The organism is Trichococcus collinsii (genome assembly GCF_900107505.1).
Lineage (GTDB): Bacteria > Bacillota > Bacilli > Lactobacillales > Aerococcaceae > Trichococcus > Trichococcus collinsii.
In genome coordinates this window covers 96,705-121,783 of sequence record NZ_FNQH01000002.1, presented here as the reverse complement: position 1 = coordinate 121,783, position 25,079 = coordinate 96,705, and the positions used below count along the sequence as shown (strand labels likewise).

Below are 25,079 nucleotides of genomic sequence, written 5' to 3'. Positions count from 1 at the left end.
TTTATTTTGAAAGGCAGGAGTAGTTAATAACATGACAGAAACAGCACAACAAATCGTTTTGGACTTGGTGAAAGCGGAGCTGAACCAATTCAGACCCGCACAGATCGAAAAAGTACTGCAACTATTGGAAGAGGGCAATACTGTCCCGTTCATCGCGCGCTACCGGAAGGAAGTTACGGGCTCGCTTGATGAAGTCGAGATCCGTCAAATCGAAGAACGCCACCAATACGTGACAAACTTGCACAAACGCAAGGAAGAAGTCATCCGCATCATTGAGGAACAGGGCAAACTGACGCCGAAACTCAAAGCGGATATTGAACGCGCTGAAAAGATGCAGCGCGTTGAGGATTTGTACCGTCCTTATAAACAGAAACGCCGCACGAAAGCGTCTATCGCCCGCGAAAAAGGCTTGGCTCCGTTTGCCGAGTGGCTATTAAGCGGTCCAATGAACGGATCCGTCGAAGCGAAGGCCAAGGAATTCCTTAATGAGAAAATGGAACTTTCTACTATAGAAGATGTGTTGGCTGGAGCCCACGAAATCATTGCCGAAATCGTCAGCGATGAACCGGCATACCGCGAACATATCCGCGAGTTCACGCGTAAAAACGGCCAAATCGTCAGCACTGCTAAGGATACTGAAAAGGATGAAAAAGGCGTCTACGAAATGTACTACGAATTTTCCCAAGGCATTTCCTCTATGGTTTCGCATCGCGTGCTGGCCATGAACCGCGGCGAAAAAACCGGCATCCTCAAAGTCGCCGTTCTGATCGACGAAGAGAAAATTTTCGCTTATCTGGCGAAAAAGGTGCTGAAGAATCCAAACAGCATCGCCGTGCCTTATTTGAAGGCAGCTTACGAGGATAGCTATCGCCGTTTCATCGGACCGGCCATCGAACGCGAACTGCGCAATGAATTGAGCGAAGCCGCCGATGCGCAAGCAATCGATGTCTTCGGCGACAACCTGCGCAACCTCTTGCTGCAGCCGCCGTTGAAAGGCAAAGTTGTGCTCGGTCTGGACCCGGCTTACCGCACCGGCTGCAAACTGGCGATTGTCGATGCAACCGGGAAAGTGTTGGCGAAGAGCGTCATCTACCCACACAAACCGGCCAATCAAGAAAAACGCGCCGCTGCCGGTCCGGCTTTCCGAAAAATGCTTTCGGACTATAAAGTGGAAATGGTAGCCATCGGGAACGGAACAGCCAGCCGTGAATCGGAACTGTTTGTCTCCGACCAGATCAAACAAGTTGCCGAAACCGTTTATTATGTCATCGTCAACGAAGCGGGCGCTTCGGTCTATTCCGCCAGCGACATCGCCCGAGAAGAATTCCCGGATTTCCAAGTTGAAGAACGCAGTGCCGTCAGCATCGCGCGCCGTCTGCAGGACCCGCTTGCCGAATTGGTGAAGATCGATCCGAAATCGGTCGGAGTCGGCCAATACCAGCATGACGTTTCCCAGAAACAGTTGGGCGAGCGCCTGGACTTTGTCGTAGAAACGGCCGTCAACCAAGTCGGCGTCAACCTGAACACAGCCAGTGCGCCATTATTGCAGCACGTCGCCGGCCTGAACAAAACAATCGCGAACAACATCGTCGCCTTCCGCGAAGAGAACGGTGCCTTCGACAGCCGCCAACAATTGAAGAAAGTGCCGCGCCTCGGACCAAAAGCCTTCGAACAATCAGTCGGCTTCATGCGCATCGCCGATGGCAAGAATATCCTCGACAACACGGATATCCACCCAGAATCCTATCCCGCAGCCAAAGAAGTGTTGGCACTTGCCGGTCTCAGCCTGAAGGATATTGGCACCGAACAAGCTCGAGAAGCATTGGGAGCTTTAGATCGCACTAAAGCCCGCGAAGTAACCGGACTAGGGAAAGAAACGATGCAGGATATCATCGCCGGCCTGACCAAACCGGGCCGCGATCCGCGAGACGACATCGCGCAACCATTGCTGCGCCAAGATGTGCTCTCGATGGAAGACTTGAAGCCGGGTATGGAACTGCAGGGTACGGTCCGCAACGTCGTGGACTTCGGCGCCTTCGTCGACATCGGCGTCAAACAGGACGGCATGGTCCACATCTCCAAACTAAGCAACCGCTTCGTCAAGCATCCATCCGATGTGGTCGCAGTCGGCGATATCGTGACCGTTTGGGTCGATAACGTCGACACGAACAAAGGCCGCGTTGCCCTGACGATGCTGCCGCAAAAATAATGAGGAATAGCCGATGAATGAGCAAGAACTGCAGCGATTGGTGGAGCACATCTCGATTACCGTTTTCCAGAAACCGTTCCGCCACCGCGCCACCTTCAACCGCCGCCTGCGCACCACAGGCGGGCGCTATCATCTGGGCAGCCACAATTTGGATTTCAACCCCTTGGTGCTGGAACTGCACGGGTCTGAGGAACTGGAAAAGGTAGTGAAGCATGAACTCTGCCACTATCATCTGCATATTGAGGGTCGAGGGTATCAGCATCGGGATGCAGATTTCCGCAGTTTGCTGAAGGAAAGCGGAGGGAGCCGGTTCGTCAAGGACCTCCGCAAAGTTGGAACTATAGAGCTGCCGAAATGGCTGTATAGTTGCAGTGCCTGCGGACAGCTTTATCCGCGGAAGCGAAGGATTGATCTGAGAAAGTATGTCTGTGGGAAGTGCAAGGGGAAGTTGCGACTGAAGATTGAATAAAAACTAAATCAAGATTAAAAGCCCGAAGAATCTCTGAAAATAGATTCTCCGGGCTTTTTAATATATAAAGTTAGTTAAATAAGGGCACGCTAGACATTAAAAAGATTAATTATGATAGGATACAAACGATGCCCTAATTTCGTCGGGAGGAGTTTTGAAATTTTCTTCGATCCAGCCATGAATGACACCAGCCAATGTATAAGTGAGAATTCTTGCATCAGAGGATAGTTGTTTTTCTGATAAATTGACAAGTGGTCTCCAAGATTCCATTAGATTTTGGTAGAGGGTGTCCAAACTTTTGAGAGTGAGTTTTCTTTGATCATCATTTTGAAAGCATAGGGAAATAGCACGGCGATTTTGATAGACATAATCAAAAATGGTTATATTAGACACGTTCAATGATCTGCGCTGGCTTTTGTGAAAATCCTTAAAGCTCGTTTTTACCGCAGCTGCCAATCCGTCCAATAAGTCTTGCGTCAAATCATCAAGCAAATCATATTTATCGTAGTAATGGTTATAAAAAGTCGTGCGATTATATTCGGCGGTCTGCACAATATCCTTAACGGATATGCAAGCGAAACTTTCCGTTTCCAACAAACGCATCAATGCATCCTTGAATAAATGTTTGGTTCGCCGCGCACTTCTACTGTTCGATTCATTTATCATGCAAAAAAACCCCCTCAAAATCAATAGATTTCAATATAATGTCAATAAAAACGACACATTTAGCGGTAGTGTCTATTAATTGCACAAATAGGCTAAATCTGTGGATTGTATTAAAATACAAATGATTTAAAATAAAGACATAAATAAAACACACCACACCACAACTAAGCTAGTAATACCTAATCAGCTACGTAACCCACACCATCTTTATTAACATCAAAAGCCGTTCATCAACGGTCTACATTAACCCAACTCATCTAAAATGCTTAAATCACTCAACTATCTTTGACATCTCGAGTTTTCAGGCAAATCTTCTAATTAGTTTCTCTTCTATGCAATTCAACGAAACAATATTATCAACATTTAAAGCTCGTCATCTCAATTACCATCTATGATCTCTTTCAAAAAGAACAGTTTTTATAGTAAGTGAAGGAAACGTACTTACTACTTGTAATAATGTAAATCTATACAAAAAAAAGTGAATATATACTTTAAAAATTAACTCGTATTTTCTTAATTATAATCTCTTTTTAATAACTTGTATATGATTACGTCCTATCAAAATTTTATTTGTTGCGAGCAGAAACTCTATTTTTGAATAGGTATGGCTTGTGAATCTATATCTATTGAAAAATGGAGTTGTTGCTAAATGAAGCGGTTTCGAAGAAGAAGCCACCTCATAAACAACAACAACATTAAAAAACGGATGGAAAGAGGAGGAAGTCATCATGGAAATCATGAGAAGATTGTATTCAGAAGAAGAAGGTCAAGGTTTGGTTGAGTATGCATTGATTATTGCTTTGATTTCAGTCGTGGCAATTGTAGCAATGAGAGCTGTAGGTGTTGATATTATTGCTAAATTCAATGAAATTGTAGCTGCGTTATAATCTTGTATGCCAATAATAGTAGTAATTTATTAAATAGATAAATCCCGCTGAATTTGGCGGGATTTTTTTAAAAATCTTCCTATATCCGTGAAAAATATTCAAAACTGTAATAAAAAAAATAAATAGAAATTTAATATAGAAGAGGGGGGACTCGAAATGGTCACGGCAAATAATATGCTGGTTTTAATGTTGGTTGGGGCATCCGGCTTTTTTGATGCAAAAGAAAGAAAAATACCGAATAAGATAACCTTTACGGGCATTATCGTCGGGGTGATTATCAATCTGGTTACAGGAGGGCGGACAGGGTTGCTGTTAAGTATAGGCGGGATGTTGGCTGGCTTAGCAATTTTCTTTATTCCGTTTGTTATGGGTGGGATGGGGGCTGGGGATGTCAAGTTGATGGGTGCCATTGGGGCGTTGATGGGCTGGCAGTTTTCATTATTGACAGCGCTATATTCCGCATTAGTTGGAGGGACTATGGTGATTGTATATTTACTATATACTGGGAAATTAAGGGATTACTTTAAAAAAATTATTTTATCTTTTATACAGTTGCTATTCCATTTTTTGAACCAACTTGGAAATAGTGAGAAGATCGAGCATTTGCCCAAGCGTTTTGTTAAGAATGGACAGGAATACAAAAAAATATATATTCCCTACGGTGTAGCGATTGCTGGAGGGACAATTTTGGTACTTATCGCTTCTAACCAAGGTTTCCACATTTTTTAATAAAAGAGGGTGTGTATCTTGAACATATTATCTAAACTGCGTAAAAGTGAAAATGGACAATCACTTGTGGAATTTGCCTTGGTATTGCCAATTCTACTGATGCTAATTTTAGGAGTTCTAGAATTTGGTTGGATGCTGAATGCAAAAGTGACTGTGAATGCTGCTGTGAGGGAAGGGGCTCGTGTTCGTGCGGCTTTGGGTTATTCCAGTGCTAACAATAATACTTACAATTCTGCAGCAACCAATGCAATCTTGGAGGCTCTGGATACAAGTAACATAACTTTAGTTGTTTCTCCGAGTTATGACATTGATAGTGATTCTCAAGGTTCCAACAGAGTTACGGTAACGATATCAACTCAAGTAAATCCTTTGATTGGTATCTTTATAACTGGTACACAAACCGTCGATGGTTATGCCAGTATGAGATTGGAGTGAGCGAACATGAATTGGAAAAAACGGTTTTGGTCAGATGAGAAAGGAGCCGCACTACCGATGGTTGTTGGCATGCTCTTGTTGATCATGGCATTTGCGTCGTTGGTGGTAGATGCAGGAGTACTTTATGCAGATCGACGGCAAATGGTGACTGCAGCAGATGCCGGAGCCTTAGCGGGTGCTCAAACTTTAGAAGAGAGCAAAGGTTTGGATGTCTCGACAGCGATCAGTACGGCCGTTGAATATGCCATTAAGAATGGTGCAGATACTGCAAGTGCTGTCGTCGCAACAAAAAGTGTAATGATTCAAAATCAAACAGATACCCGGCAGGTAATCACGGTCACAGTTAATGAAAATCAAAATTTATTTTTTGCCAAAATTTTCGGTGAAAATGAGGCTATTGTAACAGCAAAGGCTGTTGGCACTTGGGGGTATACAAAAAGTGTCGCTGGAGGCAATATTTTACCATTGTTTGTCAAGGAAGGATATTTCATAGCCAACCAAGACAGTTTGCTGCATGCTGAAAAACAGGTTGCCGATGATGTTTTGAATGGAAACTGGGGATTTCTTGACATTCCGGGATTGAATAACGCTGCTGCATTAGCTGGTACAAATAGCGATACGCCTATGGAAATAAGCATAGATGTTGAAACTGACCCAGGGAATATCCAAAGCCTGCCTGGAAACATTGAAACACGCATGCTGAAAGCAGCAACAATCATATTACCTGATGCTGTAGAAGAAGAGAAAGCGAAAAAGGAAATAATGACCGGATTGATACCCATAGTGGAAAATACAGCAGAAACAAAGAATGGTAAAACGGTTGTCCGTATTAAATATTTCGTTCCCTACCAAATAGAGGATTACATTGTTAGCGCTGGGAACACTAATAACAAAAAGTCTGAGGGATCATCAAACGCATTACAGTTTTCTGATGACAAGTATGTCAAAAATAATTATCAAATAGGCGTGGCTACAGAATACGAAGATTATGCATTTAATAACACCGGAGAAGCAACCTCTTTACCAAAAGGAACCATTTTGGGACATTTTTCAGGCATTCCGATAGAATTCACCGCAATTGCCCAACCAGGTGATCAAGTTGATCCGAATACTGGTACTACAACTGAAGCTGTTACATATCATAAGTTGATTGAGTGATATTTTTGAAGGGGTGAGAACTACATGAAAAACAAAAAAAGGATAGGGATTATCACAGTCATACTGGCATTGGTTACAACAGGATTAGTATATATCTATTTGAATCAAGCGACAGTTGCAAGTAAAGAAAATCAAGTTGAAATGGAGAAAATAGTCGTGGCAATCAGTACTGTTCCTGCACACGTGAAGGTCACCACAGAAATGTTGGAGATAAAAGAAATTCCGTCTGAAGCTGCCCATCCAGATGCTTTTACGTCTATTAAAGACGTAGTTGGGGGGACAACCACAACGGAATTGATAGCAGGAGAACAGGTGCTGAGTGAGCGAGTCATATTTGATACCGGAGATGCGCCGTTGGCCTATCAGATTCCTGAAAACATGAGAGCCGTTGCCGTGCCTACAACAGAAACAAGCGGTATTGGCGGGTATATTATGCCGGGGGATAATGTAGACGTTTTGGTAAGTTACACACCTTCTGAAGATCAAAAATTGGTAATAACGCAATTGCAGAATATAGAAATTCTAGAAAAAGGGCCATATATCACAGGAGCAGAAGAGGTTCAAACAGGAGTGCCCACATCATTGACGCTACTGGTGACACCGGCGCAAGCTGAGGTGATTGCCTATGCAGCGGTTAATGGATCTTTCTATTTTACACTTCGTAACGCTGTAGACACTGCGGAACAAGAATTACCAAACTATGGTACAGCTAATTTTGATTCGTGGAAAGGGCGGTGAGAACAATGAATAGGATGAAACTGTTATTATTGGCAGATTCAGAAATGGATCGTTTGAACATTGTTGACACATTGAAAAATATAGACTATGTCCAACTTGCAGGTGATTTTATAGATGAAGCCCCTGTTTTAGAATTACTGGAGCGATCACCGATGGATGTTTTGTTGATGGGATCTGGTCGAGGCGGTAATCGCTATGCATTCGCGGAAAGAGTTTCTTCTCAATATCCCGGTATTGGAATAATCATGATGGAAGAATCGTTGCAAGAGGAAACCATGCATAATGCCCTTTTGGCAGGTGCGAAGGACGTTCTGATTAAACCGATAGAACCGGAAAAGCTGATGAACGCCATCTATCGAATCCATCAACTGCAAGAGAAGAAAGTTACGTTGCAACAAGAAGCCCCACAAAAAAAAGTGAGAAAAAGTGAACTTGGACAAGTATATACGGTTTTCAGCACAAAAGGAGGAGTAGGGAAGACTTTCGTATCCATTAACTTGGCGGCATCCTTGGCGAAAAATCAAGAAAAAAGAGTCGTGCTCGTCGATTTGGATTTGGACTTTGGAAACGCAGCGTTAGCCTTGAATCTATACCCCAAATTCACCATTTCGGACATTGTGGATGATATACGACATATAGATAGTGATCTGATTGAAAGCTATCTTGTACCACATGAATCTGGTATTAAAGTATTGCCAGCAAATCTTCAACAACAAATGAATGAATTCATCAACGCTGACCATATCCGGATCATCATTGAAGCTTTAAGAGAATCATTCGATTATGTCATAATCGATATGCCTGCACGGTTCTTCGAAACAATCATGCCGGCATTGGCATTAGCCGACCATCTACTGGTCATCACAACACCAGAGATTTCTTCTGTTCGGAATATCAAAGCCTTATTGGTAACATTAAAAGAATTGAATTTTCCTCAATCAAAAATCAGAATCATCTTGAATAAAGAGGATAGTAAGGGAGATATTAAGCAGAAAGATGTAGAAGCGACGCTTAATAAAAAAGTGGATGCCGCAATTGGGTTCGATTATCGCAGAGTACTGTCTTCTTTAAATAGAGGAGTACCCCTGGTTTATGAATATCCAAAAAATAATATTTCAAAACATATCGACAAAATGAGAACGAGAATCGTTCAGGATGAACCAATGAACGCCTAAAATATAGAAATAGCCAGAAGAGGGTGAAAACATGAACCTTGGAGCTTACGGAAATTTTGGATTTGCTGAGGCGAATAGCGAAGAAAAGATGGAAGATCAGAATGGCTTGGCAAAAAGAAGAAGAGACTTGGATGAATTAGCCTACGAGGTACTGCAAATAGTCATTGATCAATTACCTGCCACAAAAGAGGCGGATGATGGAGCCCAACAGAAAAAGACGCAGGAAAAAATAAATGACATCATCGGAGCTATCATCTACGATCAAAAGCGGCATCTATCTTTTGCTGACAAATTAAGAGTCAACCAGACAGTCATGAGTGAAATCTATCATTTTGGACCGATAAGTGAGTTATTGAATGACGATACAATCACAGAAATAATGGTGAATGGCCCTAAAAATATTTTTATTGAACGCAAAGGGAAAATAGTGAAAACCGATAATGAGTTCCGGGATGACAAACACGTTATGCACATTATTGATAAAATTATTTCACCGTTAGGTAGGCGAGTAGATGAAAGTTCCCCTTTAGTGGATGCCCGCTTACCGGATGGATCACGTGTCAACATCATCATTCCACCTTTAGCAGTCAAAGGTCCATCAATCACTATCCGTAAATTTTCAAGCGATCCATTTACTGTCGATGATTTGATAACCTTCGGCACTTTAAATGCTGATATCGCTCAGTTCTTGCGTTTGTGCGTGAAAGGTCGGATTAATATTCTTGTTTCAGGAGGTACGGGCAGCGGGAAGACAACTTTATTGAATGTCTTATCCAGTTTTATACCGGAAATGGACAGAATTGTAACAATAGAGGATGCAGCTGAGGTGCAATTGCAGCAATCACATGTTGTTACGTTGGAATCAAGACCCGCCAATATAGAAGGTAAAGGAAAAATAACAATCCGAGACCTTGTTGTCAACTCTTTACGGATGCGTCCAGATCGCATTATTGTAGGGGAAGTTCGTGGTGGGGAAGCATTGGACATGCTACAGGCAATGAATACCGGACATGATGGCTCTTTAACGACCATTCATGCCAATACTCCTAGAGATAGCCTGTCTCGTTTGGAAACAATGGTTATGATGTCTGGCATTGAGTTGCCATCCCGTGCCATCCGCGAGCAAGTGGCTTCTGCCATCAATTTGGTCGTCCAAGTATCACGGATGTTAGATGGTTCCAGAAAAGTAACGAAAATAAGTGAAATTGTCGGATTGGAAGGCGATACGGTAACCTTACAGGATGTTTTCATTTTCAATCAAGAGGGCTTCGACGAACAAGGGACGGTCAAAGGAAAGCACCAGGCAACTGGTATTCTGCCTAATTTTTTGACTAAGATAAAAGCACATGGTGAAAATGTGCCCGCCAGTCTATTCAAGACCTCTGTTAGCAACTTCGATTCTTACAGAAAGGGGAATTGATATGCTACCTACTGTTTTAATATTTACTTTCGTTACAACAATATGTGTTCTTGTGATGTTGTATTTACTTCTGTTCGAAAATAAACGAAGTATTAAAGAGCGTTTATCAAAAGCTGGCAAGTCAATGGAACAGGTTAACTTTTCCGAAAAAGGGAAACAATCGAGCTTTCTGGATGGATTGTTATGGAAATCTATTCAATATCTGGAAAGATCTAATTACTTTGTAAATATAAAATCAAAATTATTACAGGCGTACATCAAAATGAAGCCGATAGAATTCATCGAGATTTCTATCATAGGCGGGCTAGTTGTAGGAACTGTATTTTTCCAACTTTACTCGAAGTTTTGGTTTTTCATTTTGGGATTCCTGTTGGGTTTCAAAGTACCTGAAATATTCATCGAGTCCATCAGAAAGAAACGTGCAAAACAACTAAACTCCCAACTGCCGCAGGCCTTAAGTTTATTGTCAAATGGGTTGCGGGCAGGCTTTAGTTTTCCGCAGGCCATGGCCGTTGTAAGCAGAGAAATGGAAGCCCCAATTGCGGACGAATTTTCGAAAGTATTGCGGGACAATTCTTATGGGAAAAATATGAATGAAGCGTTGGAGGATTTGGCAAAAAGAACAGACGATGAAGATTTGGATATTTTTATCACAACACTTTTAATTCAAATGCAAGTAGGCGGGGATTTGTCCGAGATATTGGATACTATTTCAGGGACAATTAGGGAAAGAGTTAAATTGAAGGGCGATGTACACACTCTCACCTCGCAAAGCCGTATGTCTGCGGTCATCATCGGAATTATGCCGATTGCGATTGCTGGTGTGATTTTTATGCTTAACCCAGAATACATCGGTACCCTTTTCTCTGATCCGTTGGGGTTAATGATGTTGGGCACCGCAGCTGTTATGATGATGATTGGAATCATTGCGTTGGTCAAAATTGTCCAAGTGAAAATATAGGAGGGATAAAAATGGAACTGCTTGTTTATGGATCATTGTTTCTTACTAGCCTGCTTCTGTTTTATCAATTCTATGATATACTCATAAATCCAAAAATGATTGTACGTGAGCGATTGGACAATGTGAAGGTGATTGCAGACACACGGGATGTCTTTGATGAAGAAATGAGGGATCCTTTTATTGCACGTGTCATTAATCCAGCCTATGAGAAGTTGCTTCAATCATTGGGGAATTTAGCTCCTTCTGCAATCAAAGAGAAATACGAAATCTTGCTGAGCAGTAGCGGGACAAGTGAAAAAATGAAAGTAAATAATGTTTTGGCAATCCAATTAATGATGGGAGTCATTCTTCCATTCCTATTATACTACCTAATGAAAATAACGGCTTCATCTTCTAATGTCATTTACATTATCTTGGCCGGTGCTATTGGATTGTTATTCCCTTATACTTTCTTAAAGTCAAAATCAGATAAAAGAAAACTAGAAATCCAATATGCTTTACCGAGTTTATTGGATTTGCTGTATGTTAGCGTAGAAGCGGGGTTGTCGTTTGATATGGCTATCTATCGGACAACAGAAAAAATGAAATGTCCTCTGAGCGATGAATTACTTCTCACTATGAACGAGATAAACAAAGGACGCGATCGTTCCGAGGCCTTGCGGGATATGGTGAAACGTACACAGGTAGAGGATTTGGCGACATTCGTAACATCCATCATCCAGGCTGAAGAATTGGGATCGAATATCGGTAATGTTTTAAGAATCCAAGCTAATACAATGCGATTGACCAAACGTCAACGAGCGGAAGCTAATGCTGCAAAAATACCGATTAAAATGCTATTTCCATTAGTACTGTTTATGCTCCCAGCAGTCTTTGTAGTTATTTTGGGACCTGCAGTTATAAATATTATGGCAACTTTGATGAAATAACAGATGTGAAAGGAGGCGAAAACCATGTCTTTTAGAAAAATAGTTGGCTTCAGTTTTTTGATGAGTTTTTTGATTTTAAGCTTTTCACCGCCTGTTTTGGCAGAAGAAGATAAGACTTCCGAAGAAATTGCCGTGTCACTGGTAATCGATACCTCGGGAAGTATGGCGGAGACTGATCCTGCTAACCTCCGAAAAATGGCTGCTGATATTTTTGTCGATCTATTAAGTCCGGAAGACTACTTGGGCATCGTCTCCTTCTCAACGGATGTGACGGAATTGGTGCCGTTGCAGCAAATTGGTGATTCCAATAATAAGCAAGCAATAAAAAATACGCTAGCCCCGATAATCAATGCTAACGGCAATACGAATTATCAGTTGGCACTTCAAACAGCGGAAAGGCAATTGGACAGTTTTACCGAAAAGGATATCCGCAAGGTAATCATTTTTCTGACCGATGGTGTTCCAGAGCCGGATTATGCTAAACGGGAAGACCAGGTTTTTATGTCGGACTACATGAATTCCCTGTGGCAGACGACCGGTCAAATCGGTCTGAAGAATTATCCTGTCTACGCAATAGGGTTCGGAACGGTTGATCAATCAATCCTGCAGCGGATTGCTACAGATACTAGAGGAGAAGCAAAGTTTCTTGGTAATCCAAGTGAAATAGCTGTTAATTTTTTTGAAGTACTGCGAACACTAAAAAATAGACAAACTTTTCTGACTGAGACCATTGACGTTGAAGGAGAAAATAGTTTGCCGTTCCAGCTTGATAGCTATACATCTCAAGTCACGATGGTCGTCACGAATGACACACCGGGGATTGAGGTTTCTGCCAATCCAACATCAGGTCAAAATGTAGCCGACAAAGTCGTTGTTCAGAGGAATGAAAATTATACAATTGTAACCATGAATCAGGATGATAGAGAACTGGCCGGGGATTGGCAACTGCTCGTGAAAGGAACTGGAATAGTTCAATTATTCGGTGATAAGGATCTCTTCCTGAAGTCGTGGGTCGTCGAACCGAAGGCGAATATGCAGCACTCAATCAATGAACCGATTGCTGTATCAGTTGCAGTGACGGGTGAATTGGACTCGCAAATGGTTGTGGAAGTTCAAGTTTCAAAAAATGGAACCGCTGATCCAGACAGCATCATACTAACGCTACAGGACGGATATTATGTAGGCGTCTATGAAAGTGTTGACCAAACGGGTGAATATGTTTTGGATACCCGCATCAAGGACGGCGAAACGGTTATCACGAATAATCTGACGACGATTAAGGTACAGGAATTGCCCGTTCTGAAGAGTGAGGTCGACCTCAATGATGCAATCTTTAAGGTTTCGGAAAGCCAAAAAATAACCGGCTATCTTGAATTAAGCGGAACTCCCGTAGATGGTTCACAGGGCGTTACCATCAACAGTTTCAATTTGATTGCTGACTATTCTGATGGTAAGCAAGAAATCCATTCTCTTATGGATAACCAAGATGAAGCGAGCGGTGATCAAGTGGGAGGAGATGCCATCTATACGCTGTTTTTACCTTTCAATACAGAAGGGGATGTAACTGCATCTCTGATTGTGCAAGGGACGTATGATGGGTTGAATTTCACGGTGGAAAATGAAATCGGCCAATACAAAGTGGTTTCTGCCGGCGAAGTTACAGGCACGGTGGTTGGAAAAAATCTGACCAGCAAGCCAGGGGGAAAGCTGATTATTCCGATTAAACTGGAAAATCATTCCAGCAGAAGTGAAACGGTTCATTTATCGATGGATTCTGATTTAGGGTTAACAGAAGAAAAAGTCGTAACTTTGGAACCGAAAGAAACAGTAGATGAAACTGTTACGATTTCCATATTTAAAGAGACACCGTTATCAAAACAGGATTTTGAGATAATGCTTACAGCTGAAGATCCGTTAACATACGTGGAGTCGAACATAAAATCGACCATTTCAGTCATTTCAGGAACAGCCATGATGATACGGAATATCCAGTCATTCATCCTGAATAATTGGTATGTGCTCGTATTAATCATACTTTTGCCTTTACTTATTTTAGCTGTTGGGAAAATGCTATACGTGCAAAAAGTGAAACGAGCATTGCGCATTCCCCGTTATCTGCAATATAAAGCTTTGGATTCAGAACAACAGCAGGAGATAGTTTTGCCAGATAGAGTTGCTAAGATTGTGATTGCGTTTGGAAAAGAAGATTCGACTGCCGATTTGGTTTTAACCGAATCGAAATACTCTTACCAGTTGATGGTGAATGTTTTGGAACGTCATACGAAACGAAAATGGCTGGAAGGGTATCGTACATTATCAAAATCCTATCTTCCTGTCCGCATTGAGATAAGCACCACGCCACCTGGGATATTTAAAATTAATGGTGAAGTATTCACAAGTAAGGAAATATTTGACCAGGATACCTTTGATTCTGGGGGTTACGAATTCACTTACAAAGCAGAAAAAGTACTTGTACCAGAAGACAAGGCAAAAAATGTATTGGAAGGTAAACTTTGATATGGATAAACTAATTAACTTGGAGACAAACGAAATTATTTTACAACAATTGATCCAGGCAGATCATTTTTTATCCCGGCTAAGGGGACTGATGTGGAAAAAGGATCTCCCCGAGAATACTGGATTGATGATCCACCCTTGCAACAGCGTGCATTGTTTTTTCATGGAATTTCCGATTGATGTCGTTTTTGTGGATAAAAATCATCAAGTGGTCCACATCATTTCCAATATGAGGCCAGGCAGCCTTTCTCCGATTATCAGAAAAGCAAAATATGTTGTTGAGTCTAATGCGAATACTGTCAGTAAACAAGTGAGAATTGGGGATAGACTTTCCATGGAGAAATCCAATGGCCTTTAATAAGAAATCTAAAAAAGCATCGAGTACCCTTTATGTGGGTATAGTCGATGCTTTTTGTATTGTTGGCGAGATGGAAACTTAGATTTTAGGGTTCATACTTGTATTAAAGATCATTCCCCAACATTTTGCTTGCCCTCCCAAATATATGTTGATAGTATCAGTAAACTGTAATGTTTCATATTTGCGTATATTATTAAATAATCAAGGCCTTATTAATATATATAAAATCAGTAAGCAAACGTTGACAGAAGTGATCTTCAAAAGTATAATGAAATAGTTAGTTTTGCGGTCATGGCGGAATGGCAGACGCGCCAGCTTGAGGGGCTGGTGGGAGTATCTCCCGTGGAAGTTCGAGTCTTCTTGGCCGCATTGATAGAACAAGTTTAATAGGGTTTCCGACATCTCAATGATGTTGGGAACCCTATTTTTTATGACACTTTAGCGATTTTTTATTTATTAGGGTAAATTGTTCATTGCATACTCTGCTTGCTCAGCGGTGTAACCTTCGTAAATCAATTGACCATATAAACCTTGATCGGAGAAAGAAGAGTAGTCTAAATAATCAAGGGCTGTTTGAAGCGCGTTCTGATTCCAATCGGTTACTACATTATCAACTGCAAATTGCGCTTGCTCAGCAGTGTAACCCTCATAAATCAATTGATCATACAAACCTGGATAAGAGAAAGAAGAGTAATCCAAATAGTCAACGGAAGTCTGAAGCGCATTCTGATTCCAATCCGTTACCACACTATCAATCGCATATTGTGCTGCATCTTGAGGGAACCCTTCGTATAACAGTTGGTCGTATAGTCCTTGCTTAGAAAAACTCGTATGATTTAGGTAGTCTTCTGCGCTGCCAACCGCATTTTTAAATTCTCTTGAAACTCCAGGTTCTGGCGTTGGGGTTACAACAGGTTCGCTTGGTACACTCGCTACAGGTTCTTCGACGATACTAGTTTCTTCAGCAATTACGGTTTCAGCAGAGGTTGCCTGTGAAGCGACCTCTGCTGTTGATGATGCTTCTTCTGAAACTTCAACATCACTAGTCGTTCCGCAGGCTGCCAAAACCAATGCACTACTTAACAATAATAAATACTTCTTCATGATGATTCCTCCAATTAGTTTTTTATATAAACCGCAAATGCGGGAAATATCACAAAACAGGGAAAATAACATGGCGTCTAGAACCGCCTATATATCATGACAGGTACTTCTTGATTCAATTACGTATGGGTCAGGAGAGTATAATCTTTTGTCTGGATATTAAATCATTTTTTCAATTCCATCAGTATTTTCCGCTAAAAATAAACTTTGATTGTATTCTTCTGCAACCATTCTGGAGTCAAATTCGGCAGTAGGATCTATTTCTCCAATAAATATTTCTAAGTCATCAATATTTGCTTCAAAAAATTCTTTCCTAAAATTCACTTTATTTACTCTTTGGTTGGATAATTTATTATGCAATGAGGCTTCCAGAGTTACTGCATCATCACTAAATACTAAAGCGTGAACGTCAAATTTAAATGGCACTGAAGCACCACTTAATTCATTTATTCTGTCTAGAGGTGTAGATCTTCTAGTCATTCCTACTTTAAACATTCTTTCCCCAAATGCTCCTTTGTTAGAAATAACGTATACATATCCTGCTTTACCATGCGATAAGCTAGCAATAACTTCTTTTTTCTCTTCGATATTGAGCATTTGTTGTTCGAGTTCTTTTATCCTAGCTGCTAACTGATCAACCATTTCTGGATTAGTTTCCGTATTTAACAATTCAAGATTCCTTTCAATTTCAGATTGGAATTTACTTTCTTCAAATTCAAGTTTTTTACGTTCGTCTTCAAGCACTTTTTGCTCTTCCTTATCTTGTTTGGCTTGTTCTCTTAACTGGCGTTGTTCTTCTTTTTCTTGTTGTTTGTAAATGTAGTGTTTGTATTCAATCGTTAACAATTCTGAGTAAAGTGGTTGCAGTTGAGTAAGGAATCTAGTGATTGTTGGTAATATACTGCGATTACCATTACTTGCAATTGCAAGATATTTATCAAATATTATTGTTAATGATTTTTTAGAAGTGTCAAGGTTATTGAAGCTCAAAGTAAATAATAAATTTTGGATCTCAGCTTGCAAACTGATGACCATTAGCTCGTAAATAGTTTCATTTGCTTTTGTAGTGTAGTTTGTTTTGAAGTTATCAAGCAACGTATCAATTTCTTTTTGGGTTGCGACGGCTAGTTTTTTTAATTCCTTAGAATTGTCAGTGTGTAAATGTAGTCGTACAACATTATCCAGTAAGCTATCTTCTTTGAGAAATTCATCTGCGTCTTCCAATGCAGAAGGGCGAACATAATAACCATTATCAGCTTGTGTAAATAAATCTGTATTTTCGGGGTAGATTTTTTTGAATTTCTTAAGTCCCACTAATTCTGATTTATACTTTCTAGCTTGAGCTGAATATCTGTTAATTTCCTTGGTTAACTTTTCTTTATCATCTTCAAGTGATTTCTTTTCTATTTTTGCTATTTCAATATCGTGTTCTATTTTTTCCAATTCATCAAGAATTTCAGTTCTAGCTTCCTCTTTGTATAACTGAAGGGTTTTTTCTTTTTCAGCTATCAGATTATTTTTTTCTTCTAGATTTTTCTGTTCAATGTCAATCTTTCCCTTTAAAATTGCCACTTTGTTATTCGTAATATCGATTTCAGCATTTAGGTTTGTTAATTCAAATTGTTTTAATTCAAGCGTCTTTTTTACAGATAACAGTTCTTTGATTTTATCAAAAATACCCATCTTATTGCCCCCCTAATAAATGTTATGTATGAATCAAAACAACATCTTGTTCTCCTTCAAATTTGTTATGGTGACGTAAGAAGTTGAATCGTTATTATAATTATACTTTAAAAAGTGATAAATATTGCAGACAAAATAAATATTTATTTTGTTTTAAAATAAAAAATTTACTATTGATTATTTGACATAATCTTTTTGTATCATTGCTAGCACTTCTTGGAATTGAAAAGTTTGCTACTGTTCTTTCCATCCTCCATTTATCTGTTATAATGGCGTGGATATCTTTTTCTTGAAAGGTATCCGGGTATTATAAATCTCAGAAAAAGGAGTGACATATTTGAAACTACTGCATACTTTAAAACCTATAGCCGCTGTCGTTGCCGGGAATATCATTGTCGCATTTGCGATTGCGGCATTTATTTTACCGAAGAATCTGATCGCCGGGGGAACGACGGGTCTTGCCATTATTTTGAATCATTTTTTTGGATTGAACATTTCTTTGGTCGTATTGGTTTTCAATGGGTTCATGTTTTTCGTTGGGGCGACTTTGTTGGGAAAGAAATTCGCATTGACTACGATTTTGAGCACGATTATTTTCCCGACATTTTTAACTTTTTTCCGGACAGTACCTGCCTTACAGGACATGACGGATGACATCCTACTTTCGGCTATCTACGCTGGTATCCTATGCGGATTGGGTGTTGGGCTTGTGTTTAAGGTCGGTGCATCAACGGGTGGGATGGACATTCCGCCACTGCTCCTGAACAAGCATTTCCGGATTCCGGTTGCGGTGGGGATGTATGCGTTCGACGTCATTTTCCTGCTGGTCCAGGCGTTATTTTCCAGTATGGAACAGATCCTTTACGGGCTCATCATGGTGTTCTTGACGTCCATCGTCATAAACAAAGTCATGGTCACCGGAACAAATAAGATGCAGCTTTTCATCATTTCAAAAAAATTTGAGGAAATTAAAGAGGCATTGCTGTATGTGCAAGATGTTGGGCTGACGCTGGTGAACATCGAAACGGCTTTTGAAGGGGTTCAGCAGCAAGCGGTGCTTTGCGTCATCGAGCAGCGCAAACTGGCCGCCATCAATGCCTTGGTCAATGATATCGATCCGTTTGCATTCGTAATCATCGGACAGGTTCACGAGGTCGCAGGGAAGGGCTTCACGCTGGAACGCCAATCCGGGCTTGTAGAATAATAAAATAAAGCAGAGGCAGCCTCGAAAAATGGAGGCTGCTTCTGCTTTATTGGTTTTTGTTACACGGATAAACTTGGCTCGTCGTCAGGTCACTCAGATTGCGAGCGCAAACAGCCGACATAGGCCGATAACAACCACTTTGCTCTTTAATCAATCAGTACCCGCGCACCGATTTTTTCGGTACGAACAATTGTGGGTTCGTTTTAGCGATGACCGCCAGTACCATGATTGTGAATGCGCCGGTTGCCAAGGCGCTGACGCCGTTCATGACGATGGAGTAGAGCCATGCGCTCCAGCCTTCAGGTGCGTAGGATCCCCAGAAATAGTAGCCAGCAATCGTGTGCCAGAAGTAGCGGCCGACCGTGCCGACGATGGTGCCTAAAATGACTTGCCATACAAGCGCCTTTTGGTTTTGGTCAGCAATCGCTTGTTGGACTTTCAGCGTGAATAAGCCTGCCAAACCAGTGAAACCGAAAGCGATGAAGTACTCTATGAATCCTTGCAACGGGGTCAGGATGTAGGCCGTCCCGATCAGAATGTGCAACACACCCCACAGGAAACTGGCGAAGAACCCAGGAACCAATCCGCGGCGCAGGCAGTAAAGCATCATGACCGGCGCACCTACCGTAACCGAAAAACTAGGGCCGATATTGAAAGGGATCAAAGACAACACAGTCGCTAAGGCAGCGATGATGGTTCCCTCAATCCAGATGTTCAGATTTTTTGACATAAAAAAACTCCTCCTTTTTTAGGCACAACACACCATCAACAAAGGAGGAGAATGAATTTCATTTCTCAATCACAATCCCTACGCTCGTGCTAACGAACAGGTTCGAAGGGTCAGAATCTATGTTCAATCTCAGCCATGAAGGCGCCCCTTTGTGAAACGGTCTATTTAGTTATAGCTAACTTTACTACAATTTTTTTCGTTATGCAAGGAACACACTGCACAAAAGAGCGTCCAAAAAAGCGGAGGCCGGGACTCCAGGTTTTACAATAGTACCTATTTCTGCTCTTTTTCAGCCTGTACCTTCAGGATGGCTTCGCGTTTCTTTTTCTTCTGAGTATTCAGGTAGAAATCGATAACGCCACCAATTAGTGTACCGATACCGAAACCGATCGTCACATTGCCGGCGAAGTAGCCGATTGATGCGCCAATCAACATGCCGTACATTGTGATATTATAGGAATTTTGCAATGTTGGGTCTTCATCCACCGGCAAGTTTTTCTTCGCCGCCGCTTGTTTATTTTTATGCAGTTCGGGTATTGTTGGGGTCACATTTCTGCGTTGGATTTGGTTGCCTTTGTTCTTTTTTGCCATTTATTGTACATCCTTCCGTCTATCTGAAACATCTTTTGTCTCCTCTGAACATCTTATCAGTTCGATTCCTGCTCTTCAAGAGCTAGTGAGGCGGATGTAGGCGAAAAAGTACAAAAACGGAAACTTGTTCACAAATCATCGAATCAATGCTCCTCGTTGGACAGTTCGACAGGATCACCGTTGTCATCCTTAAAGAAACCCTTCATCACGAAAGCATCGTCGAGTGGCCGATAACCGATGGCTGTGCGTGCCTGCGAGATGTCCAGGCGCGGGAACCGATTGTCCGACAGTCCGTTCACCAACAGGAACGGCTCGATCAGCGTGGCGTTGAGAGCGCAATCGATGAGATGACAAAGATCCCGCGGCGACACGTATTCGGCCAAGTCTGCTTCATTGATGAATGGATTGTCGAGGTTTTCATCGAAGTTGCCGATGCGGATGCCGACTGATTCTTGGCCTTCGGTAAAGGCGAAGTGGCTGGCCAAGCTCTCCAAATAGGCTTTTGATACGCCGTAAAGGTCTCCCGGACGGACTGGGGCATTGACGGGAATCTGTACATTTTTGGGGTAGGCGCTGACGGTATGGAAGGAGCTCGCAAAGATGATGCGCTTGACAAAGTTCTCGTATTTTGATGATTCCTTAAACAAGTAGTAGGGCATTTTGTAGTTCAAGCTAATAAGCGAATCGTCGAAAGCAGCATAGGGCGAAGGATTTGCGGCCAGATGGATGACGTAATCGATTCCTTCCAGCAGGCCGTCCCAGTTGCCGACGACAGTCAGGTCCAGTTCCTTGACGATTGTTCCCTCCAAAAGTGCCGGCTCGATGTCGTGAAAATGGATATCAACCAAAGTCAATTCGTAGTCCTTTTTCAGATGATCCACCAAAACTTTTCCTATATTACCGCTTGCTCCTGTGATCATGATTGTAGTCATTATTGGTAAACCTCCTTGTTTCTATGCGACAAACTTTGCTGTTATGCTCGTGAGTGGCTTTGCTTTAACTGTATGCAAGCCGCTGGAAAATGTCAAAGGATAGCCCTTACAAAAGCAATGAATGGGCAATCAAAACGGGATTATTTTATTTCTGTAAGGATTGGGTAAATTAATTGAGCCACAGGGATTATCCTAGTATAATAGGGGTAAGATGATAGGCAAGGGCAAGATACTTTTCAATCGAAAACGAGGGAGTGAGTAGGATGGACTTGTTGAATTTGCAAATGCGTGCTTCTCAAGGTCAGTACGGATCTGTTGTTAAACAATTTTCCCATTCATTCTTTTGCCCGACAGAACACGTGCTTTCGCATGTGTTTTTTTGTTGGTCCTGAACGGAATCAACAGGCTTATCATAATGAACATACGCAATAAACGGGGGTGATGACCATTAATCTTTCTAACGACAAGTCACAAAGGAAAGGAACGGTGATCCGACGCATATCTCCTAGCTGTCAGGTGTGACAGCCATCGTACAGATGAAAGGCGTGAGGCCGGATAGAATGGTAACGTATCACCCAATTAAATGTGAAGAGAAGAAAAGCGGAACGGGTTCGCTCAGCCCTGAAAGAAATTTAGGAAATCGTGCCGACTGAGCATCGAAGAGCGCAATAGGGTACGATTTATCTAATTTCCGAAGGGCTAACCCGTGCAGCTAGACATCGTTGTTGAATGCACGAAGTATTGTGCAAATGCATTAAATATATACAATGATGCGCTTTTTAGTTTGATTATATTATATCAATTCCATTATTTAAAAAAACTGGCGAGGGTCCCTTAAGGGATCCTCGCCAGTTTTTTCGTTTGGATTGACTGTTATGCTTTTTTGACGAACTCGGATTTCAGTTTCATAGCGCCAAAGCCGTCGATTTTGCAATCGATATTGTGGTCGCCTTCCACCAAGCGGATGCCTTTAACTTTTGTTCCGACTTTCAAAGCGCTCGAACTGCCTTTGACTTTCAGGTCTTTGATGACTGTAACAGTGTCGCCGTCCTGCAGCAGGTTGCCGTTCGCATCTTTGACGATCAATTGATCTTCGTTTGCTGCATCAGCAGCATCCGCGCTCCATTCGTGCGCGCACTCTGGACAGACAAGCATAGCGCCGTCTTCGTAAGTATAAGCAGAGCCGCATTTCGGACAATTTGGTAATTCCATCATGATTTTTATTCCTCCATTATTATGAAATACTGTCTTCTGACTTTTCATTTCCGACCTTGTATCCAAGGCGGAAGATGCTTATATACTGACATATTTTCGCCTTGTTGACAATAGAATTCGGACAATATAAGAATAATAACCAATAAGCAGAAAGATAACCGTTCTGAAAGCCACTGTATGTGTTGTTGGCTCTGGTTGTCCGATAACCAAGAAGAATTGGACAACCAGAGCGTTATCTCATCGTGACCTTCACAAAAGACCCGGATCGAAGTCATCGATCCGGGTCCTTTCGATTAAATGCTGCTCAACACAGCATTTTTATGAACAGACATTTTCGCTTTTTTTTCTTTGATTGCTACTTGCGCGGAAGCCAAGCGAGCAATCGGCACGCGGTATGGTGAGCAGGAAACGTAATCCAAACCGATGCTTGAGAAGAAGGCGATAGAATCAGGATCTCCGCCGTGTTCTCCGCAGACGCCCAGCATCAAGCCAGGATTTGTTTCGCGACCCAACTTGGCGGACAATTTGACGAGTTTACCGATGCCTTTGACGTCCAATGAGTGGAAAGGATTCGGCTTCAGCAAGCCTTTTTCTTCGTATTCCTGAAGGAACTTGCCGGCATCGTCGCGGGAGAAGCCGAAGCCCATCTGTGTCATGTCGTTCGTGCCGAAGCTGAAGAAGTCCGCCTCCATTGCAATTTCATCGGAAGTGACGGCAGCACGCGGGATTTCAATCATGGTCCCAATCAGGTAAGGGATGTTCACAGCTTTTTCAGAGAGTACTTCCTCGATCTCCGCCACGATTTCCGCTTTGACGTAGCGCAACTCGTCGACGTCGCAGACCAAGGGAATCATGATTTCCGGAGTAATCGTGCTGCCGGTTTCTTCGGAAGCGGCGATGGCGCCTTCGATGATGGCGCGCGCTTGCATCCGGTAGATTTCAGGGTAAGTGACCGCCAAACGGCAACCGCGGTGCCCGAGCATCGGATTGACTTCATGCAACGAATCGATATGCGCCTCAAGTCCAGCCAAAGTGCCTCCCATAGCTTCCGCCAGTGCGACTTTGTCTGCATGTGTTGTCGGCAGGAATTCATGCAACGGCGGATCCAACAGCCGGACGGTCATCGGGCGATCCTGCAGCAAGGCGAACATTTCCTGGAAATCCTGGCGCTGCATTCCCAACAATTTAGATAAGTATTTCTTGCGTTCGTCCAGCGTGCGGGAAAGGATCATCTGGCGGACTACCGGTATCCGGTCCTTATGGAAGAACATGTGCTCGGTCCGGCAAAGTCCGACGCCTTCCGCGCCCAAGGATAATGCTTGCTTAACGTCGGTCGGGGAGTCCGCATTGGCTTTTACTTGCAGCACTTTCATTTCATTGACCCATTCCATGAAGGTGCTGAATTTGCCGCCCAAAGTCGGGTTCTGCTTGGCGATGGTGCCGGCGTAGACTCTTCCGGTTGCGCCGTCGATCGAAAGCAGGTCGCCTTGGTGAAGCGTAACAGCATCGATGACGATGGTTTTGTTTTCTTCATCGATGACCGCTGCCGTACAGCCGGCCACACAACATTTGCCCAGACCACGGGCCACGACTGCCGCGTGTGAAGTCATACCGCCTCGTGCCGTCAGGATGCCTTCAGAACTCATCATGCCTGCTAGATCTTCAGGGGAGGTTTCCCGGCGGACCAGAATGACCGGCATGCCGTCTTTTTGTGCCGCTTCGGCATCAGCTGTGGAGAAGTAGATATGTCCGGATGCCGCTCCTGGCGATGCGCCAAGTCCCGTCGCCAATATCGTAGCTTCCTCTAAAGCTTTCGTGTCGAAAGTCGGGTGGAGCAATTTGTCCAATTGGTCGGTTTCAATGCGCATAATCGCTTCTTCTTTCGTGATCAGGCCTTCGTCGGCCAAATCCACTGCCACCGCGACGGCTGCGGCTGCTGTCCGTTTCCCATTGCGGGTCTGCAGCAGGTACAGCTTGCCTTTTTCAATCGTGAACTCGATGTCCTGCATATCGGCGTAGTGATCCTCCAGTTTTTCAGCGATGGCCTTGAATTCGTTGTAGACTGCCGGCATCACTTCTTCCAGTGTGTCAATATTTAACGGGGTGCGGATGCCTGCCACGACATCTTCGCCTTGCGCGTTCATCAGGAATTCCCCAAACAGTTTTTTCTCGCCGGTAGCCGGATTGCGCGTGAAGGCCACACCTGTACCCGAATCGTTGCCGCGGTTTCCGAACACCATGCTTTGAACGGTGACGGCTGTGCCCAGATTGTGCGAAATATCGTGGATATCGCGGTAAAGGATAGCCCTTTCATTGTTCCATGATGAGAAGACGGCCTGAACGGCTTGGTGCAATTGGTCAAGCGGTTCTTGCGGGAAAGTTTCGCGGGTTTCCCGTTGGTATACGGCTTTGTATTGCGCGACCAGGTCGGTCAGGTCTTCCAATGTCAATTGGTTATCGAACTGGTAACCGTTCTCATTTTTGACTGTATCCAAAATCGATTCGAAATGGATGCGCGGAACGGATTTTACGACATCGGCGAACATCTGGATGAAACGACGGTAACTGTCGAAAGCGAAAGTCGGGTTCTGCGTCTGTTCGGCTAGACCGGCGACGGACGCATCATTCAGTCCCAAATTCAGGATTGTGTCCATCATGCCAGGCATTGAGAAAGCAGCACCGGACCGGACCGACACCAGCAACGGGTTAGAAGGGTCATGGAACGATTTCCCGACCGCGTTTTCCAGGTCGATGAGGGCGTAATCAATCTGCTGTTGGATTGCAGTCCAAAGTGTCCGTCCTTCATCGAAATAATGGATGCAGGATTCAGTCGTGATCGTGAATCCTGGAGGAATGGGCAGGCCGAGATTGGTCATCTCGGCGAGGTTGGCGCCTTTTCCACCCAATAACATCTTTTGTTCTTTTTTGCCTTCTGAAAAACGGTAAACCCATTGCTTAGTCATAGTCAT

General features: G+C 42.8%; 22 protein-coding genes, 1 tRNA gene and 1 riboswitch. Of the genes, 15 read left to right on the top strand and 8 right to left on the bottom strand.

Going from position 1 to position 25,079, the window contains the following annotated elements:
- Positions 1-31: 31 nt before the first annotated feature.
- Together BLV66_RS04910 and BLV66_RS04905 are read left to right on the top strand one after the other, a co-directional pair.
- Complete coding sequence (locus BLV66_RS04910) at positions 32-2,209, top strand: Tex family protein (RefSeq protein WP_086987545.1); 2,178 nt, start codon at positions 32-34, stop codon at positions 2,207-2,209.
- Between the two features lie 13 nt (positions 2,210-2,222).
- Positions 2,223-2,678: a SprT family protein gene (locus tag BLV66_RS04905; protein WP_086987546.1), complete on the top strand. Its 456-nt coding sequence runs from the start codon at positions 2,223-2,225 to the stop codon at positions 2,676-2,678.
- Positions 2,679-2,783: 105 nt separating this feature from the next.
- Here BLV66_RS04905 and BLV66_RS04900 read toward each other — a convergent pair whose 3' ends face one another.
- Positions 2,784-3,344 carry a TetR/AcrR family transcriptional regulator C-terminal domain-containing protein gene (locus tag BLV66_RS04900; protein ID WP_086987547.1) on the bottom strand — a complete coding sequence of 187 codons (561 nt, stop codon included), beginning with the start codon at positions 3,342-3,344 and terminating at the stop codon, positions 2,784-2,786.
- A 728-nt stretch (positions 3,345-4,072) separates the two neighbouring features.
- Between BLV66_RS04900 and BLV66_RS15425 the strand changes: the two genes are divergently transcribed.
- The 12 genes from BLV66_RS15425 to BLV66_RS04845 all read left to right on the top strand — a co-directional run bounded on the left by BLV66_RS15425 (position 4,073) and on the right by BLV66_RS04845 (position 15,020).
- Positions 4,073-4,231, top strand: coding sequence for a Flp family type IVb pilin (locus tag BLV66_RS15425; protein ID WP_143033103.1), 159 nt, complete (start codon positions 4,073-4,075; stop codon positions 4,229-4,231).
- 156 nt (positions 4,232-4,387) lie between these two features.
- Positions 4,388-4,960, top strand: a complete 573-nt coding sequence (locus tag BLV66_RS04895) for an A24 family peptidase (protein ID WP_086987548.1) — start codon at positions 4,388-4,390, stop codon at positions 4,958-4,960.
- Between the two features lie 18 nt (positions 4,961-4,978).
- The gene (locus BLV66_RS04890; protein WP_086987549.1) at positions 4,979-5,395 is read left to right on the top strand and encodes a TadE/TadG family type IV pilus assembly protein; all 417 of its coding nucleotides are present in this window, start codon (positions 4,979-4,981) and stop codon (positions 5,393-5,395) included.
- 6 nt (positions 5,396-5,401) lie between these two features.
- Positions 5,402-6,553 carry a pilus assembly protein TadG-related protein gene (locus BLV66_RS04885; protein ID WP_086987550.1) on the top strand — a complete coding sequence of 384 codons (1,152 nt, stop codon included), beginning with the start codon at positions 5,402-5,404 and terminating at the stop codon, positions 6,551-6,553.
- A 24-nt stretch (positions 6,554-6,577) separates the two neighbouring features.
- Positions 6,578-7,291 (top strand): Flp pilus assembly protein CpaB, encoded by a 714-nt coding sequence (gene cpaB, locus BLV66_RS04880; protein WP_086987551.1) that lies wholly within the window; start codon positions 6,578-6,580, stop codon positions 7,289-7,291.
- 5 nt (positions 7,292-7,296) lie between these two features.
- Positions 7,297-8,466: a CpaE/TadZ family protein gene (locus BLV66_RS04875; RefSeq protein ID WP_086987552.1), complete on the top strand. Its 1,170-nt coding sequence runs from the start codon at positions 7,297-7,299 to the stop codon at positions 8,464-8,466.
- 31 nt (positions 8,467-8,497) lie between these two features.
- The gene (locus BLV66_RS04870) at positions 8,498-9,886 is read left to right on the top strand and encodes a TadA family conjugal transfer-associated ATPase (RefSeq protein ID WP_086987553.1); all 1,389 of its coding nucleotides are present in this window, start codon (positions 8,498-8,500) and stop codon (positions 9,884-9,886) included.
- 1 nt (position 9,887) lies between these two features.
- On the top strand, positions 9,888-10,847 hold the full coding sequence (locus BLV66_RS04865; RefSeq protein WP_176974143.1) for a type II secretion system F family protein: 960 nt from the start codon (positions 9,888-9,890) through the stop codon (positions 10,845-10,847).
- A gap of 11 nt (positions 10,848-10,858) precedes the next feature.
- On the top strand, positions 10,859-11,776 hold the full coding sequence (locus tag BLV66_RS04860; RefSeq protein WP_086987555.1) for a type II secretion system F family protein: 918 nt from the start codon (positions 10,859-10,861) through the stop codon (positions 11,774-11,776).
- Positions 11,777-11,800: 24 nt separating this feature from the next.
- Positions 11,801-14,293 (top strand): vWA domain-containing protein, encoded by a 2,493-nt coding sequence (locus BLV66_RS04855; protein WP_086987556.1) that lies wholly within the window; start codon positions 11,801-11,803, stop codon positions 14,291-14,293.
- Between the two features lies 1 nt (position 14,294).
- Positions 14,295-14,651 (top strand): DUF192 domain-containing protein, encoded by a 357-nt coding sequence (locus tag BLV66_RS04850; protein ID WP_176974142.1) that lies wholly within the window; start codon positions 14,295-14,297, stop codon positions 14,649-14,651.
- A 285-nt stretch (positions 14,652-14,936) separates the two neighbouring features.
- A tRNA-Leu gene (locus BLV66_RS04845) sits at positions 14,937-15,020 on the top strand.
- 87 nt (positions 15,021-15,107) lie between these two features.
- Here BLV66_RS04845 and BLV66_RS04840 read toward each other — a convergent pair.
- Both BLV66_RS04840 and BLV66_RS04835 read right to left on the bottom strand, forming a co-directional pair.
- A complete protein-coding gene (locus tag BLV66_RS04840) occupies positions 15,108-15,755 on the bottom strand; it encodes an Ltp family lipoprotein (protein WP_245826751.1) in 648 nt (215 codons plus the stop codon).
- Between the two features lie 159 nt (positions 15,756-15,914).
- The gene (locus BLV66_RS04835; protein WP_086987559.1) at positions 15,915-17,438 is read right to left on the bottom strand and encodes a GIY-YIG nuclease family protein; all 1,524 of its coding nucleotides are present in this window, start codon (positions 17,436-17,438) and stop codon (positions 15,915-15,917) included.
- A gap of 337 nt (positions 17,439-17,775) precedes the next feature.
- Here BLV66_RS04835 and BLV66_RS04830 point away from each other — a divergent pair, with 337 nt between their 5' ends.
- Positions 17,776-18,642 carry a YitT family protein gene (locus BLV66_RS04830; protein WP_143033101.1) on the top strand — a complete coding sequence of 289 codons (867 nt, stop codon included), beginning with the start codon at positions 17,776-17,778 and terminating at the stop codon, positions 18,640-18,642.
- 154 nt (positions 18,643-18,796) lie between these two features.
- On the opposite strand, the gene thiT is transcribed toward BLV66_RS04830, so the two are convergent.
- The 5 genes from thiT to ppdK form a co-directional block, all read right to left on the bottom strand.
- The gene (thiT, locus tag BLV66_RS04825) at positions 18,797-19,372 is read right to left on the bottom strand and encodes an energy-coupled thiamine transporter ThiT (protein WP_086987561.1); all 576 of its coding nucleotides are present in this window, start codon (positions 19,370-19,372) and stop codon (positions 18,797-18,799) included.
- Between the two features lie 58 nt (positions 19,373-19,430).
- Positions 19,431-19,531: riboswitch (TPP riboswitch) on the bottom strand.
- Between the two features lie 114 nt (positions 19,532-19,645).
- Complete coding sequence (locus tag BLV66_RS04820; RefSeq protein ID WP_086987562.1) at positions 19,646-19,963, bottom strand: hypothetical protein; 318 nt, start codon at positions 19,961-19,963, stop codon at positions 19,646-19,648.
- 143 nt (positions 19,964-20,106) lie between these two features.
- On the bottom strand, positions 20,107-20,895 hold the full coding sequence (locus BLV66_RS04815; protein WP_086987563.1) for an NAD-dependent epimerase/dehydratase family protein: 789 nt from the start codon (positions 20,893-20,895) through the stop codon (positions 20,107-20,109).
- A gap of 873 nt (positions 20,896-21,768) precedes the next feature.
- Positions 21,769-22,107 (bottom strand): zinc ribbon domain-containing protein YjdM, encoded by a 339-nt coding sequence (locus BLV66_RS04810; RefSeq protein ID WP_205076523.1) that lies wholly within the window; start codon positions 22,105-22,107, stop codon positions 21,769-21,771.
- A 296-nt stretch (positions 22,108-22,403) separates the two neighbouring features.
- Positions 22,404-25,073: a pyruvate, phosphate dikinase gene (gene ppdK, locus BLV66_RS04805; protein ID WP_086987693.1), complete on the bottom strand. Its 2,670-nt coding sequence runs from the start codon at positions 25,071-25,073 to the stop codon at positions 22,404-22,406.
- Between the last annotated feature and the right edge of the window lie 6 nt (positions 25,074-25,079).

Bases quoted from the DNA above. Each gene is read 5' to 3' on its own strand.
- BLV66_RS04910 (WP_086987545.1), top strand. From the start codon at position 32: ATGACAGAAACAGCACAACAAATCGTTTTGGACTTGGTGAAAGCGGAG.
- BLV66_RS04905 (WP_086987546.1), top strand. From the start codon at position 2,223: ATGAATGAGCAAGAACTGCAGCGATTGGTGGAGCACATCTCGATTACC.
- BLV66_RS04900 (WP_086987547.1), bottom strand. From the start codon at position 3,344: ATGATAAATGAATCGAACAGTAGAAGTGCGCGGCGAACCAAACATTTA.
- BLV66_RS15425 (WP_143033103.1), top strand. From the start codon at position 4,073: ATGGAAATCATGAGAAGATTGTATTCAGAAGAAGAAGGTCAAGGTTTG.
- BLV66_RS04895 (WP_086987548.1), top strand. From the start codon at position 4,388: ATGGTCACGGCAAATAATATGCTGGTTTTAATGTTGGTTGGGGCATCC.
- BLV66_RS04885 (WP_086987550.1), top strand. From the start codon at position 5,402: ATGAATTGGAAAAAACGGTTTTGGTCAGATGAGAAAGGAGCCGCACTA.
- cpaB (WP_086987551.1), top strand. From the start codon at position 6,578: ATGAAAAACAAAAAAAGGATAGGGATTATCACAGTCATACTGGCATTG.
- BLV66_RS04875 (WP_086987552.1), top strand. From the start codon at position 7,297: ATGAATAGGATGAAACTGTTATTATTGGCAGATTCAGAAATGGATCGT.
- BLV66_RS04870 (WP_086987553.1), top strand. From the start codon at position 8,498: ATGAACCTTGGAGCTTACGGAAATTTTGGATTTGCTGAGGCGAATAGC.
- BLV66_RS04865 (WP_176974143.1), top strand. From the start codon at position 9,888: ATGCTACCTACTGTTTTAATATTTACTTTCGTTACAACAATATGTGTT.
- BLV66_RS04860 (WP_086987555.1), top strand. From the start codon at position 10,859: ATGGAACTGCTTGTTTATGGATCATTGTTTCTTACTAGCCTGCTTCTG.
- BLV66_RS04855 (WP_086987556.1), top strand. From the start codon at position 11,801: ATGTCTTTTAGAAAAATAGTTGGCTTCAGTTTTTTGATGAGTTTTTTG.
- BLV66_RS04850 (WP_176974142.1), top strand. From the start codon at position 14,295: ATGGATAAACTAATTAACTTGGAGACAAACGAAATTATTTTACAACAA.
- BLV66_RS04840 (WP_245826751.1), bottom strand. From the start codon at position 15,755: ATGAAGAAGTATTTATTATTGTTAAGTAGTGCATTGGTTTTGGCAGCC.
- BLV66_RS04835 (WP_086987559.1), bottom strand. From the start codon at position 17,438: ATGGGTATTTTTGATAAAATCAAAGAACTGTTATCTGTAAAAAAGACG.
- thiT (WP_086987561.1), bottom strand. From the start codon at position 19,372: ATGTCAAAAAATCTGAACATCTGGATTGAGGGAACCATCATCGCTGCC.
- BLV66_RS04820 (WP_086987562.1), bottom strand. From the start codon at position 19,963: ATGGCAAAAAAGAACAAAGGCAACCAAATCCAACGCAGAAATGTGACC.
- BLV66_RS04815 (WP_086987563.1), bottom strand. From the start codon at position 20,895: ATGACTACAATCATGATCACAGGAGCAAGCGGTAATATAGGAAAAGTT.
- BLV66_RS04810 (WP_205076523.1), bottom strand. From the start codon at position 22,107: ATGGAATTACCAAATTGTCCGAAATGCGGCTCTGCTTATACTTACGAA.
- ppdK (WP_086987693.1), bottom strand. From the start codon at position 25,073: ATGACTAAGCAATGGGTTTACCGTTTTTCAGAAGGCAAAAAAGAACAA.